Origin of the sequence: Klebsiella sp. A-Nf5, from assembly GCF_002810545.1 — a bacterium.
Lineage (GTDB): Bacteria > Pseudomonadota > Gammaproteobacteria > Enterobacterales > Enterobacteriaceae > Klebsiella > Klebsiella variicola.
Genome location: NZ_PIOG01000049.1, coordinates 1 through 14169 on the forward strand (window position 1 = coordinate 1; position 14169 = coordinate 14169).

12 protein-coding genes are annotated in these 14169 nt (G+C 58.3%); 8 read left to right on the top strand and 4 right to left on the bottom strand.

The window, feature by feature from the left end; all coding sequences use genetic code 11:
- Positions 1 to 247: 247 nt before the first annotated feature.
- Both CWM53_RS06280 and CWM53_RS06285 read right to left on the bottom strand, forming a co-directional pair.
- Positions 248 to 802: a GNAT family N-acetyltransferase gene (locus CWM53_RS06280; protein ID WP_008804045.1), complete on the bottom strand. Its 555-nt coding sequence runs from the start codon at positions 800 to 802 to the stop codon at positions 248 to 250.
- A 145-nt stretch (positions 803 to 947) separates the two neighbouring features.
- Complete coding sequence (locus tag CWM53_RS06285; RefSeq protein WP_100631155.1) at positions 948 to 2228, bottom strand: CitMHS family transporter; 1281 nt, start codon at positions 2226 to 2228, stop codon at positions 948 to 950.
- 550 nt (positions 2229 to 2778) lie between these two features.
- Between CWM53_RS06285 and CWM53_RS06290 the strand changes: the two genes are divergently transcribed.
- The 3 genes from CWM53_RS06290 to CWM53_RS06300 all read left to right on the top strand — a co-directional run bounded on the left by CWM53_RS06290 (position 2779) and on the right by CWM53_RS06300 (position 5817).
- Positions 2779 to 3714: a hydroxymethylglutaryl-CoA lyase gene (locus tag CWM53_RS06290; protein WP_100631156.1), complete on the top strand. Its 936-nt coding sequence runs from the start codon at positions 2779 to 2781 to the stop codon at positions 3712 to 3714.
- The gene (locus tag CWM53_RS06295) at positions 3714 to 4916 is read left to right on the top strand and encodes a CaiB/BaiF CoA transferase family protein (RefSeq protein ID WP_100729466.1); all 1203 of its coding nucleotides are present in this window, start codon (positions 3714 to 3716) and stop codon (positions 4914 to 4916) included. Before CWM53_RS06290 ends, CWM53_RS06295 begins: the two co-directional genes overlap by 1 nt.
- A 127-nt stretch (positions 4917 to 5043) precedes the next feature.
- Complete coding sequence (locus CWM53_RS06300) at positions 5044 to 5817, top strand: IclR family transcriptional regulator (protein ID WP_100631158.1); 774 nt, start codon at positions 5044 to 5046, stop codon at positions 5815 to 5817.
- A 126-nt stretch (positions 5818 to 5943) separates the two neighbouring features.
- Here CWM53_RS06300 and dld read toward each other — a convergent pair whose 3' ends face one another.
- A complete protein-coding gene (gene dld / locus CWM53_RS06305; protein ID WP_100729465.1) occupies positions 5944 to 7677 on the bottom strand; it encodes a D-lactate dehydrogenase in 1734 nt (577 codons plus the stop codon).
- Positions 7678 to 7871: 194 nt separating this feature from the next.
- Between dld and bglX the strand changes: the two genes are divergently transcribed.
- The 5 genes from bglX (at position 7872) to CWM53_RS06330 (ending at position 14049) form a co-directional block, all read left to right on the top strand.
- Positions 7872 to 10169, top strand: coding sequence for a beta-glucosidase BglX (gene bglX, locus CWM53_RS06310; protein ID WP_100697947.1), 2298 nt, complete (start codon positions 7872 to 7874; stop codon positions 10167 to 10169).
- 136 nt (positions 10170 to 10305) lie between these two features.
- On the top strand, positions 10306 to 11223 hold the full coding sequence (locus CWM53_RS06315) for an ABC transporter substrate-binding protein (protein ID WP_100631161.1): 918 nt from the start codon (positions 10306 to 10308) through the stop codon (positions 11221 to 11223).
- Between the two features lie 7 nt (positions 11224 to 11230).
- Entirely contained in the window at positions 11231 to 12388 is a 1158-nt protein-coding gene (locus CWM53_RS06320; protein ID WP_100729464.1) for an ABC transporter permease, read from the top strand.
- A complete protein-coding gene (locus tag CWM53_RS06325; RefSeq protein WP_100729463.1) occupies positions 12381 to 13328 on the top strand; it encodes an ABC transporter ATP-binding protein in 948 nt (315 codons plus the stop codon). Before CWM53_RS06320 ends, CWM53_RS06325 begins: the two co-directional genes overlap by 8 nt.
- Positions 13312 to 14049: an ABC transporter permease gene (locus CWM53_RS06330; RefSeq protein ID WP_074388058.1), complete on the top strand. Its 738-nt coding sequence runs from the start codon at positions 13312 to 13314 to the stop codon at positions 14047 to 14049. The genes CWM53_RS06325 and CWM53_RS06330 overlap by 17 nt, the downstream gene beginning before the upstream one ends.
- Here CWM53_RS06330 and CWM53_RS06335 read toward each other — a convergent pair.
- Positions 14024 to 14137 carry a protein YohO gene (locus CWM53_RS06335; RefSeq protein WP_002912762.1) on the bottom strand — a complete coding sequence of 38 codons (114 nt, stop codon included), beginning with the start codon at positions 14135 to 14137 and terminating at the stop codon, positions 14024 to 14026. The two genes, CWM53_RS06330 and CWM53_RS06335, sit on opposite strands and share 26 nt — an antisense overlap.
- Positions 14138 to 14169: the final 32 nt, after the last annotated feature.

Here is a 14169-nt window from a genome sequence, read left to right on the forward strand (position 1 = left end):
GGCAATATACCCGGCACCGTGCCGCGTTTGTGCCGGATGGCGGCTCGCGCCTTATCCGGCCTACGTTATTTGGCGCCGGGTTCGTCCCCTTTGTAGGCCCGGCAAGCGTAGCGCCGCCGGGCAATCAGGCTGAGTGCCGGTGTTTGTGGCGGATGGTGGCTGACGCCTTATCCGGCCTACGGAACCGCGCTGAACGGTAGCCCGGCTAAGGCGGTTACGCCGCGAACCGGGGATTTAACGTCAGATATCACTCCGGCAGCGTCCAGTCGCCGTCACCCAGCGCGCGCTGCATAATCAACGTATCCCGCCAGTCGCCCATCTTGTAGCCCACGCTGCGCAGTTGACCCGCCACGGTAAAACCAAACTTTTTATGGATCGCCAGCGAACCAGCATTGTTATGGCCATCACCGATGATCGCCAGCATCTGCCGCCACGGGCCTTTCTCACATTCGGCGATCAGCCGCGACAGCAGCGCGCTGCCGATACCGCGCCCGCCCATTCCCGATTCAACGTAGATCGATTCCTCAAGCGTGTAGCGGTAGGCCGGACGGGGCCGATAGAAGGTGGCGTAGCAGTAGCCGACGATGGCGCCGCGCCACAGCGCCACCAGCCAGGGCAGCCCGTTATCGCGGACGGTTTTGATCCGTTTACGCATTTCGTCAACGGTAGGGGGGATCTCTTCAAAGGAAGCGCGGCCATTGAGCACGTGCCAGACATACAGCGCGGCGATGGCGTGCGCATCGTCGGGCAGCGCTTCACGAATTTCTAAATCACTGTCGAGTAACGGGGCCTCTGCGGGCATGGCGGCGCTCCTGAATCTGCCGGAGAGACATTCTCCGGCGTGCAGCGTAATACAGAAGCGCCAAGGCTGAATAGTCCTGGTTTTGTTCTGACCCCAAAAAGTTGACAAGATTAACCCAGGCAATGTATCGACCAACGACAACCGGTCAGCTGTGTAACGGCAAAGTGCCGAGCACGATCGCGCCTGCCAGCATGCACATAACGGTTCCTGCTGCCCACTTCAGGCTTGCGCGCTGATTCAACCCGTAATCAAGATCGAGAATGCCGACAAGAAGGTACGTTGACGCAACGAGTGGGCTGAGTAGATGAACGGGTTGTCCAATCAGCGAAGCAACGGCCATCTGCATGGGTGAAATCCCATAACTGGCCGCGGTCTGGGCAAGAATAGGCAAAACGCCAAAGTAGAAGGCATCGTTTGTCATGAAGAAGGTAAACGGCATACTGATAAGCGCGGTGATAACGCCGAGCCAGGGGCCTGCTGAGGCAGGTAGTGACTCTACGAGACTGTTGGACATGGCATCCACCATACCTGTACCTGACAAAATGCCGGTAAAAATCCCTGCTGCAAAAATAAGAGCAACAATGGCAAGCACGTTCTCTGCATGTTTGGCAAGGATCTCCTTCTGGCGTTTCAGGTTGGGGAAGTTCACCAGCATCGCCAGCGCAAAGGCGATCATGAAAAGTGTCGCCATAGGCAGAATGCCCAGAACTAACATCACTAACAAAGCAGTGGTCAGAGCGGAGTTGAAGAGATAACGGTAACTGGTGACTGAAGTACGCTTCCCGGTATCTTCACTGAGATCAATGTCGATGACGCCAAGCCGGCGCCGTTCGCGCAGGCCAAAAAAAACAGCAACCAGTACCACCCAGGCAAGACCGCAGAGCATAACGGGCAGGAGCAGCATAAAGAGTTCGCCGACGTCGACTTTCATGGCGCTGGCGGCGCGCGCCGTGGGTCCCCCCCAGGGAAGCATGTTCATCACGCCGATCGAAAGCAGCAGCACGGTTGCCATGTACTGAAGCTTTATTCCCAGACGGCGATATAGCGGAAGCAAAGCGGCGGTACAGATCAGGTAAGTCGTGGCACCATCGCCGTCCAGCGCTACGCTAATACCCAGAATCGCCGTGCCTACCAAAACCTTAAGCGGATCGCCTTTTACGATACGAACAATGAGACGGATAAAAGGGTCGAACATCCCGGCGTCGGTCATGACACAGAAATAGAGGATGGCAAAGGTCAACATGACACCCGTCGGGGCAAGTAGCTTAACGCCGTCCATCATCATTTTGCCCAGCTCAGCGTGGAAGCCGGCCACGAGGGCAAAAAACAGCGGCACGAGGATTAACGCGAGCAGGGCTGACAGTCTGCGAGTCATGATCAGAAACATGAACACGCCGATCATGAGGTAGCTTAGTATTGTCATCATTGCACCTTCTTGGTTATTGATATTATTCTGTCAGACAGAACGTTGTTTTGTTATTTTGATGTTAACTCTTGCGGTGAACAGAGGAGGACGTCAAGAAAGGATGTGAATGAGATGTAAAATAATTGAGCTGGATCGAAGTTTTGTTGAAAAGCGATCATGACTTGATCGCTACGCTCAGATTTTCTGCCGTGAGAAAACACCCTGCCGCCAGAGGCAATGAATAACATTATCGCGCCCAGTCAACATTACCGCCTCCGACAAAATTTTCAGGCATTATTCTGAAAATAAAGCTTTTTTATTCCGATTTTAGCGAAAAATTTGCGCATGATTATCCGCTCCCGATAAAAAATAATGCATCCAGTGGTTAACCGCTCAGAAATGATCCCCGCGCACAGCAACGAATGTGATTTAGATCTCAGTAATAAATCGAGGCGTTAAGCGCTGATTGACTCTTGTTCAAATTACAACAAAATTATAACAGAACATCGTTTCGTCAGAGAGAACACGTGAGTGTGGTGAGAGTTCACCTGACTATATCGGAGCAGAGCCAATGAGCCAGAGCAATATCGACATTCTTATCAGTGAAGTGGGGCCGCGAGACGGGCTGCAGAGCGTTTCTGCCGTCATGCCGACAGCGCTGAAAAAGCAGTGGGTCAGTGATTTAGCCTCAGCGGGATTGAGGGAAATTGAGGTGGGTTCTTTTGTTTCACAGAAGCTGCTGCCCCAGATGGCCGATACGGGGGAGATTGTAAAGTATGCGCGTACGCTACCGAATCTGTTTGTCACTGCGCTGGTACCAAATCTGCGTGGGGCAGAGGCCGCATTCGCCTCAGGAGTACAGAAAGTCACTATCCCGGTGTCAGTCAGCGAACCTCATTCGCTGGCAAACGTGAATAAAACCCATGACCAGATTTTTGCCGAGGTGGCCAAAATCGTCTCATTTCGCAATGAGAACCACCCCGGGGTTGAGATCGAAGCAGGTCTCTCGACGGTATTCGGCTGCACTATTCAGGGCGTCGTTCACGACGACAACGTTATTCGCATTGCCAGCATGATGGCTGAGCTGGGCGTTGATGAGGTTGGCCTGGCTGACACGGTAGGTTACGGCACGCCGCTTCAGGTACAGCGCCTGTTCCGCAGGCTGAAAGCAGAAGTCGGTGAGCTGGCCGGCAGCGCTCATTTTCACAATACCCGAGGCCAGGGGTTGGCGAACGTTCTTGCGGCTCTGGAGGCCGGTGTAACGACCTTTGACGCCTCGCTCGGCGGGATAGGTGGATGCCCATACGCGCCCGGCGCATCGGGCAATATTGTGACAGAAGATCTCGTCTATCTGCTCGAATCAATGGGGCTGCGTACCGGCGTCGATATAGACAGGTTGCTCACTGCGCGTGAAACGCTCAAACGAGGAGTACCCGGAGAGCCGCTCTACGGTTTTATTCCCGATGCCGGAGTTGGGAAAAATTTTCACTATGCAGGGAGAAAATAATGTCCGATCAGAATCAGAAAAAACTGCCGCTGGAAGGCATCCGCGTCATTGAATTTGTCCACATGGTGATGGGGCCGACCTGTGGCCTGCTGCTGGCCGATCTTGGCGCAGAAGTGATAAAAATTGAACCGGTCCCTCAGGGAGACAATACCCGACGACTGACGGGGTCGGGCGCGGGCTACTGGATGACCTATAATCGCAACAAGAAAAGTCTGGCTGTCGATATTAAATCGGCAGAAGGTCAGGAAGCGGTTAAAAAGCTGATTGCTACAGCCGATGTGTTTACTGAAAATTTCCGCCCTGGCGCTATGGATAAAATAGGTTTCGGCTACGAGGCCGTCAAAGCCATTAAGCCCGACATCATCTACAGCTCGATGAAAGGCTTTCTGCCGGGTCCGTATGAGAACCGGACGGCGCTGGATGAAGTGGTGCAGATGATGACCGGACTGGCCTATATGACGGGGCCGGAGGGACGTCCGCTGCGGGCGGGCGCTTCAGTCAATGATGTGATGGGCGGGATGTTCAGCGCAATCACAGTGCTGGCTGCTCTGCTACAGCGCGGCCAGAACGGACAGGGGCAGTTTGTGCAGACGGGGCTCTATGAGAACTCAGCCTTCCTGGTCGCCCAGCACATGATGCAGAAAGCCGTAACGGGAAAATCAGCCGCGCCGATGCCCACCCGGCTGTCTGCCTGGGCCGTCTATGACGTATTTACCACCCGCGAAAATGAGCAGGTGTTCATTGGCGTGGTGAGCGATACGCAGTGGAAGGTATTCTGTGAAGCCTTTGGCATGCATGATTTCGCTGTGGATGAAAGCCTTGCCACAAATAATCAACGTGTTCAGGCCCGTGAGCGAATTTTGCCGGTTATCAGAGCGCACCTGCTGTCGATGCCTAAGCATGACGTTATGGCGCTATGTGAACAGTTTGGCCTGCCATTTTCTCCCATTCGTCGCCCGGACGATCTTTTTGATGATGTCCATCTTAACGAGTCCGGTGGCATGACTGGCGTTACGCTGCCAGACGGGACCGAGGTCCGTATCCCTATGCTGCCTTTTGAGATGGACGGACAGCGTTTCGGAACCCGTATTAACGTGCCTGATGTTGGCCATGATTCGGCATCCATTCTTGAAGCGCTGGGTTACTCATCAGAGGCGATAGCGCATCTGGAGCAACGCGGTATCATTTCCTCAGCGACTTAATCATCATCAGCCCGCACAGGCGGGCCCCCCAGGCTTCCTTATCTGTCCTTGTAATTCCTTATTTTGTTCATTAAGTTATGGACAATTCGCCTCGATTCACCGGGCTTTTTCAATTTATGAGGTCTGCATGACAAACGATGACGGCGCGCCGGAAAAAAATCCGGCCGGAAAGAAACCGGCAGCTGAAAGCGGCGCTGCAGCAGTGGATCGTGCGTTTGCTATTCTTGCCGTATTTGACAAGGACGCCTCTCAACTGACGCTAGCTGAATTAGCGCGGCGAACCGGTTTCTATAAAAGTACCCTTCTCCGTCTGCTGAGCTCCCTTGAAAAAGCAGGCTTTGTGCGTAAATCCGTCGATGGTCGTTACTGCATCGGGCCAGAGCCGCTCAGGCTCTCATCGCTGTATCAGGCTTCATTCCGCTTAAGGGATGTGCTGTTGCCACATCTTGAGCACCTTTCCACTCTCAGCGGAGAAACATCCTCTTTCTACATCATGGATAATGACTGGCGCGTCATTCTTTATCGCGTCGAACCTCGACGGGCGGTTCGTGTTTCCATACGTGAAGGCGATCGCTTCTCTGCGAAATACGGCGCCTCCGGGAAAATACTGAGCGCGTTTACCTACACGGATGACCCCATTTTTGCCGAAATACGGCAAAACTTGTGGGCTGAATCTTATGGTGAACGCGATCCCGAAACCGCTTCGGTTTCTGTGCCGGTTTTTGGCGTGGGGGGGATTTTACAGGGCGCACTCACGCTCTCTGGGCCAAAAGAAAGGTTCAGGCCGCAGGAGATCAGGAACATTCTGGGCACGCTTTTTCAGAGCGCTATCCACTCGACGAAAGAACTCGGTGGCGATTATTCTCTGCTGGTAGAAGCCCGTCAGAAGATGACTGAATAAAATAGCCAGCAGCGCCAGCTAAATAGAGCATCACGGCTTAAGACGGACTTCTAACAATACTGATTTTAGGGCAGGGGACGCTCTGATTTGAGCGTCCCCCTCAATGGGACAGTCCCGTTTTTACGATTATTGTGGCGCAGACGGCTTCTGCGGCTCACCCCAGTATTTCTGCTTACTGGTTTTACCAATTCCTGGGTTCATGCTGTTGGTCGGATCGTTCTGGCGATAGAACTGCTGCAGGCTCTCTGGCGCCTCATACAGATGACCCACGTTATGCTCCGCCGGGTACTGGGCGCCGCGCGCTTTCAGTAACTCCAGCATCTGCTCTTTCAGAGCGTGGGCGTCGACCCCTTTCTTGACGATGTAATCCTGATGGAACACATGGCACATAAAGTGGCCATAGTAGAGCTTATGCACCAGCTGGCTGTCGATCTCCGGCGGCAGATGTTCGAACCACTCGGTATCGTTGCGGCGCAGGGCGATATCCAGCGCCAGAATATCTTCCACTTCATCAGCATGCACCGCCTGATAGCGGATGGCCGCGCCGGCGGCGGCAAAGCGGTGCAGGAATGCCTTGCTGCCTTCTTCTGGCGTACAGGCGAAGAAATCTCCCTCGGCCTGCTGGAAGTATTCCGTCAGCCAGCGCTGCGCTTCTTCGATGCCATCCCCGGCCATCTTCAGCAGCAGATGATGTTCATATTTATCACGCCAGGTTTTCATCCGCTCCGGTAAGTGCGCCGGGAAGACGTGGCCGAGCTTCTGCATAAAGCGGTCGGTAAAGTGTGGCTTAAACAGCGAGACTTTCTCCAGCATCGCGTCGGTGCGCCCCTTCATGGTGAAGAAGAACGGCATTTTGTCGGTGCCGAGCTTGTCGATCATCAGGAAGGTGTCTTTGCCATACTTCTCGGCGATATCGTAAATATCGCGGTGCATATATTCCCCGGCCACCGGCAGATGCTGGAACTCGGCGAGGATATGGCGGCGGATCTCGGTCAATACCTGCGGCTGGTTGGTGCCAATGTAAAACACCTGCTGGCGTTTTTCCGCCGGGAAGGTATCCAGACGCGCGGCGAAAACCGCCAGCTTGCCGGCGCAGCCGGAGGACTCGAACAGGCGGTCCGGGTCGGCGTTGTAGCGCGCCGGGGTGTCGGCATCGACATCGCGCACGCGAGTGACATAGTCGTGATCGTGGGCGTGGCGGCCGTCGTGCAGCACATCGCTATCGCTGATCCGCTCGTCGTCGAGGCGGCTGAGGATCTGCTCCGGCGTGCTGCCGAGATCAATGCCCAGATGGTTGACCAGCTTCAACTTGCCGTCGGCGTCAATCTGCGCGAACAGCGACATCTCGGTATAGGCGGGCCCGCGCTGCACCAGCGAACCGCCGGAGTTGTTGCAGATCCCACCGATCACCGATGCGCCGATGCACGACGAACCGATCACTGAGTGCGGCTCGCGACCCAGCGGTTTGAGCGCTTTTTCCAGCGAATAGAGGGTAGTGCCAGGCCAGGCCAGCACCTGCTCGCCTTTGTCCAGCAGATGCAGTTTATCCAGGCGCAGAGTGCTGATAATCACGATCTCGCGATCGTAATCATTGCCGTTGGGGGTCGAACCTTCGGTCAGGCCGGTGTTGGCCGCCTGCATCAGAATAATTTTATCGGCGTCTACGCAGGCGTTAAGCACGCGCCAGAGTTCCAGCAGGGTGCCGGGAAACACAACCGCCAGCGCCTCGCCCTGACCGGAGCGGAAGCCTTTGCGGTAGCGTTGGGTTTTTGCCGGGTCGGTCAGCAGATGCGAAGGGCCAACCAGGCGCGCCAGATCCGCCAGAAACGTTTTATGGGTATTAGTGGGTGCAGATGACATGTTCCACTCCTTGTGGTGGTGCGCGAAATATCGAGGATAAGCATAGCGCTTTGTATGACAATTTGATGCATGAATGTTTCGCAAAAATCAGAGAAGAACCTTAGCATTCTGCGGGCGCGTTGTTTATATATATGGCAAACTGCGGTTTTTATTATGTTTTACCGAGTCCCCGTCTGAGAAAAAGCGAGATAACAATGAAATGGCTCTGCACTGTAGGCGTCGCCGTGAGTCTGGCGCTGCAACCCGCGCTGGCGGATGAACTGTTTGGTAACCACCCTCTGACCCCGCAGGCGCGGGATGCCTTTGTCACCGACCTGCTGAAAAAAATGACGGTGGACGAGAAAATCGGCCAGCTGCGTCTGATAAGCGTCGGCCCGGATAACCCGAAAGAAGCGATCCGTGAAATGATCAAAGACGGTCAGGTGGGGGCGATTTTTAACACCGTCACCCGTCCGGATATCCGCACGATGCAGGATCAGGTGATGCAGCTTAGCCGCCTGAAGATCCCATTGTTCTTTGCCTACGATGTGCTGCACGGCCAGCGCACCGTGTTCCCGATAAGCCTCGGCCTGGCCTCGTCGTTTAACCTTGACGCGGTGAAGACCGTGGGCCGCGTGTCAGCTTATGAAGCCGCCGATGACGGCCTGAACATGACCTGGGCGCCGATGGTCGACGTCTCCCGCGACCCGCGCTGGGGACGCGCTTCCGAAGGGTTCGGGGAAGACACGTATCTGACCACGATGATGGGCCAGGCGATGGTGGAGTCGATGCAGGGCAAGAGTCCGGCGGACCGCTATTCAGTGATGACCAGCGTCAAGCACTTCGCCGCCTACGGCGCGGTGGAGGGCGGGAAAGAGTACAACACGGTCGACATGAGTCCGCAGCGCCTGTTCAACGACTATATGCCGCCGTATAAAGCCGGGCTTGATGCCGGCAGCGGCGCGGTGATGGTGGCCCTGAACTCGCTGAACGGCACCCCGGCAACTGCCGATTCCTGGCTGCTGAAAGACGTCCTGCGCGACCAGTGGGGCTTTAAAGGCATCACGGTTTCCGACCACGGCGCCATCAAAGAGTTGATTAAGCACGGCGTGGCCTCCGACCCGGAAGACGCGGTGCGCGTGGCGCTCAAGTCCGGCATCAACATGAGCATGAGCGACGAGTATTACAGCAAGTACCTGCCGGAGCTGGTAAAGTCAGGCAAGGTGACCATGGCCGAGCTGGATGACGCCACCCGTCATGTGCTCAACGTGAAATATGACATGGGGCTGTTCAACGATCCGTACAGCCACCTGGGACCAAAAGATTCTGACCCGCAGGACACCAACGCGGAAAGCCGCCTGCATCGCAAAGAGGCGCGCGAAGTGGCCCGCGAAAGCCTGGTACTGCTGAAAAACCGTCTCGATACGCTGCCGCTGAAAAAATCCGGCACCATCGCGGTGATTGGCACGCTGGCGGACAGCAAACGCGACATGATGGGCAGCTGGTCCGCGGCCGGGGTGGCCGACCAGTCGGTGACCGTCCTGACCGGCATTAAAGAAGCGCTGGGTGATAACGGCAAAGTGATTTACGCCAAAGGGGCGAACGTCACTGACGATAAAGGCATTGTCGATTTCCTTAACCTGTATGAGAAAGCAGTGCAGGTTGACCCGCGCTCGCCGCAGGAAATGATCGACGAAGCCGTCGCGGCGGCGAAGCAATCCGACGTGGTGGTTGCCGTGGTGGGCGAAGCGCAGGGCATGGCGCATGAGGCCTCCAGCCGCACCGACATCACCCTGCCGCAGAGCCAGCGCAATCTGATTGCCGCCCTCAAAGCCACCGGCAAACCGCTGGTGCTGGTGCTGATGAACGGCCGTCCGCTGGCGCTGGTGAAAGAGGATCAGCAAGCCGATGCGCTGCTGGAGACCTGGTTTGCCGGCACCGAAGGCGGCCACGCCATCGCCGATGTGCTGTTTGGCGATTACAATCCGTCGGGCAAACTGCCGATGTCTTTCCCGCGCTCGGTGGGGCAGATCCCAACCTACTACAGCCACCTGAATACCGGCCGGCCGTATAATCCGGAGAAGCCGAACAAGTACACCTCGCGTTACTTCGATGAAGCCAACGGCCCGCTGTATCCATTTGGTTATGGCCTCAGCTACACCACCTTTAGCGTCTCCGATGTCACCATGTCGTCAGCCACCCTGCCGCGCGACGGCAGCGTGACCGCCAGCGTGCAGGTGACCAACACCGGTAAACGCGAAGGGGCAACGGTCATTCAGCTGTATCTGCAGGACGTCACTGCCTCCATGAGCCGGCCGGTGAAAATGCTGCGCGGCTTTAAAAAGGTCAACCTCAAGCCGGGCGAAACGCAAACCGTCAGCTTCCCGATTGACGTCGACGCGCTGAAGTTCTGGAACCAGCAGATGAAATACGTTGCTGAGCCGGGCAAATTCAATGTCTTTATCGGCGTGGACTCCGCCCGCGTGAAGCAGAGCGAGTTTGAACTGTTGTAAGGAATAGCCCTTAAGCTCAACGTAACACGTTAAAGGCCGATTAATCGGCCTTTTCTTTTTCGTATCGCCAGCAAATGGACTACGCTTTTCTCTTAAGCTTCTGTAAGCGAAGCGCAAAAGAACTGAGGGAAGCGGGATGAAGATGGCAATGAAATGGTCCGGCGCGCTGGCGCTGGCCGCCCTGATAAGTGTGCCGCTGCAGGCGGCGGAGCCGGTGAAGGTCGGCTCGAAAATTGATACCGAAGGCGCGCTGCTGGGCAATATGATCCAGCAGGTGCTGGAAAGCCACGGCGTAAAAACGATTAATAAAATCCAGCTCGGCACTACGCCGGTGGTGCGCGGGGCGATTGTCGCCGGCGAGCTGGATATCTACCCGGAATATACCGGCAATGGCGCTTTCTTCTTTAAAGATGAAAACGACCCGGCGTGGAAGCATGCCCAACAGGGCTATGAGAAGGTGAAGCGTCTCGACCAGGAGAAACATCAACTGGTGTGGCTCACCCCGGCGCCAGCGAACAACACCTGGACCATCGCGGTGCGCCAGGACCTGGCGGAGAAAAATCACCTGACCTCGCTGGCCGACCTCAGTCGCTACCTGAAGCAGGGCGGTGAATTTAAGCTGGCGGCCTCGGCGGAGTTTATTGAGCGCCCGGACGCGCTGCCGGCGTTTGAGAAAGCGTATGGCTTCAACCTCAACCAGAACCAGCTGTTGTCGCTGGCCGGGGGGGATACGGCGGTGACCATCAAAGCAGCGGCGCAGCAGACCTCGGGCGTTAACGCGGCGATGGCCTACGGCACTGACGGCCCGGTCGCGGCGCTGGGGTTACAGACGCTGAGCGACCCGCAGGGCGTGCAGCCGATTTATGCCCCGACGCCGGTGGTGCGTGAGGCCGTGCTCAAGGCCTACCCGCAAATCGCCGACTGGCTGAAGCCGGTCTTTGCCAGCCTCGATGAAAAAACCTTGCAGCAGCTGAACGCCCGTATTGCGGTGGAAGGCCAGGATGCGAAGCGCGTGGCGGCAGATTATCTGCAGCAGAAAGGCCTGCTGAAGTAAGCCACCGGTGACCATTCGCTGTACTCACCGCGTCGGCCTGCTGCTGACAGGTCTGTTGCTGGTTACGCTGGCGCTGCCGTTTATCACTTACGCGCCGAATCGCTTACTCTCCGGCGAAGGGCGTGGGCTGTGGCAGGTGATGCCCTGGCTCGCCGGCGTTCAGCTGGCGGCAGCCCTTGCCGGGATGCTGCTTTGCTGGCTGCCAGGCAGGATCGTGCCGCTTCTTCACCTGCTGCTGGCCGAACTGCTCTTCCCGCTGCTTATCTGGGGTAGCGGACAGGCGGCGCTTGAGCTCTCCCGGCACGGCTCGCCGCTGGCGCGCACCTCGCCCGGCAGCGGTCTGTGGCTGTCGCTGGCGCTTTGTCTGCTGCTGGCCAGCGAGGCCATCCGTCATCTTACCGTCCGGCCGCTGTGGCGCTGGCTGCTTAATGCGCAAGTCTGGCTGTTGCCTATCATCCTGCTTGCTACCGGGGCGCTCGATCAGCTCTCTTTGCTGAAGGAGTATGCCAACCGTCAGGAAGTATTTGACGACGCCCTGCGCCAGCATTTGCTTCTGCTGTTCGGCACCCTGCTGCCGGGCCTGCTCATTGGCCTGCCGCTGGGGGTATGGCTGTGGCGACGTCCGCGCTGGCAGGCGCCGGCCTTCACTGTGCTCAATGTGATCCAGACTATCCCGTCGGTGGCGCTTTTCGGCCTGCTGATTGCGCCACTTGCCGGCCTGGCGCGCTATTTCCCGGCGCTGGGCGAGCTGGGCGTCTCCGGGACCGGCGTGGCGCCAGCCCTGATCGCCCTGACGCTGTATGCGCTGCTGCCGCTGGTGCGCGGGGTGGTGACCGGCCTGCAGCAGGTGCCGCAGGATGCTCTGGAGAGCGCGACGGCGATGGGCATGAGCGCCGGGCAGCGCTTTCGTCAGGTGCAGCTTCCCCTGGCGATGCCGGTGTTGTTGCGCAGCCTGCGGGTGGTCAGCGTGCAAACCGTCGGCATGGCGGTGGTGGCCGCGCTGATCGGCGCCGGCGGCTTTGGCGCGCTGGTGTTTCAGGGGCTGCTGAGCAGTGCGCTGGATCTGGTGCTGCTGGGCGTGGTGCCGACCATTGCCCTGGCGGTGGTGGTGGATGCCCTGCTCGCCCTGTGGGGCGCCTGGCTAAAAGGAGAGGCCAATGATTGAGTTTGAAGGGGTCAGCAAAGTGTTTGCCGGCCATCCGGCGGTGAAGGATCTGACCCTGGAGCTGCGCGAAGGCGCCTTCTCGGTGCTGGTGGGGACCTCCGGCTCGGGCAAGTCGACGACGCTGAAGATGATCAACCGCCTGCTGGAGCCGGACCGTGGCACTATTCGTTTTGCCGGCGAGGACATCCGTCAGCAGCCGGTCCTGACCCTGCGGCGGCGGATGGGCTATGCCATCCAGTCCATCGGCCTGTTTCCGCACTGGACGGTGGCGCAGAATATCGCCACTGTGCCGCAGCTGCAAAAATGGCCGCGGGCGAGGATCGCCGACCGGGTCGACGAGCTGATGGCGTTGTTAGGGCTGGAGGCGACGCTGCGCGACCGTTACCCGCATCAGCTTTCCGGCGGCCAGCAGCAGCGGGTGGGGGTGGCGCGGGCGCTGGCGGCGGATCCGGAGGTGCTGTTGATGGATGAGCCCTTCGGCGCCCTCGACCCGGTGACCCGCGAGGCGCTGCAGCAGGAGATGCTGCGCATCCACCGCCTGCTGGGGCGGACGATTGTGCTGGTGACCCATGATATTGACGAAGCGCTGCGTCTGGCGGACCACCTGGTACTGATGGACGGGGGCGAGGTGGTCCAGCAGGGGGCGCCGCTGGAGATGCTCCTGCGGCCGAAAAATAGTTTTGTGCAGACCTTTTTTGGCCGCAGCGAGCTGGGCGTGCGCCTGCTGTCGCTGCGCGAGGTGGGGGACTATTTGCGTCCCGGCGAATGGCTGGCGGGTGAGGGGCTGACCGTCACCATGACCCTGCGGGAAGCGCTGTCGCAGTTTGTCGCCCGGCGCTGCGAGGCGCTGCCGGTGGTCGATGCCGACGGCAGGCCCTGCGGCACGCTGCATTTTGCCGATCTGCTGCGCCAGGAGATGAGCCATGAAGGCGCTTCGTGAGCCGCTGTGGTGGCTTATCGCGCTGTTTATCGGCCTGCTGGTAGGGCTGCCCTACAGCGCGCCGCTGTTTAGCCGGCTGTTTCCGGAACTGCCGCGGCCGGTCTATCTGCAGGAGAGCTTCTGGGCGCTAACCCTCGATCACGGCTGGCTGGTGGTGGCGTCCAGTCTCGCGGCAACGGCTGTGGGGCTGGGGGCCGGGGTGGCGGTCACCCGGCCCGCCGGCAGCGCGTTTCGCCCGCTGGTGGAGACGATCGCCGCTATCGGGCAGACCTTTCCGCCGGTGGCGGTGCTGGCGATGGCGGTGCCGGTGCTGGGATTTGGCTGGCTGCCCGCGCTCATCGCCCTCGCGCTGTATGGCATACTGCCGGTGCTGCAGGGAACGCTGGCCGGGATGGGGTCGATACCGTCGGGGGTGTCAGGGGTAGCCGAAGGGATGGGAATGACCGGCTGGCAGCGTCTGTATAAGGTGGAACTACCGCTGGCGGCCCCGGTGATACTGGCGGGGATCCGCACCTCGGTCATCGTCAATATTGGTACCGCGACCATTGCCTCGACGGTGGGGGCCAGTACGCTCGGGACGCCGATCATCATCGGCCTGAGCGGCTTTAATACCGCCTATATTGTACAGGGGGCGCTGCTGGTGGCGCTGGCGGCGATTATCGTCGACCGCGCGTTTGAGCGTCTGACCCGCTGGATCAGCCGACACCGCCACGCACAATAAAGGAATAGCCGGCCAGCATCACGCCGCTGATCCCGCCGATGGCCATAAGTAAGAAGAGGGTGACGACCGCGATTTTCGCTGGCTTCATAATAGGCTCCTGATGTTAACAGGGGGATTATA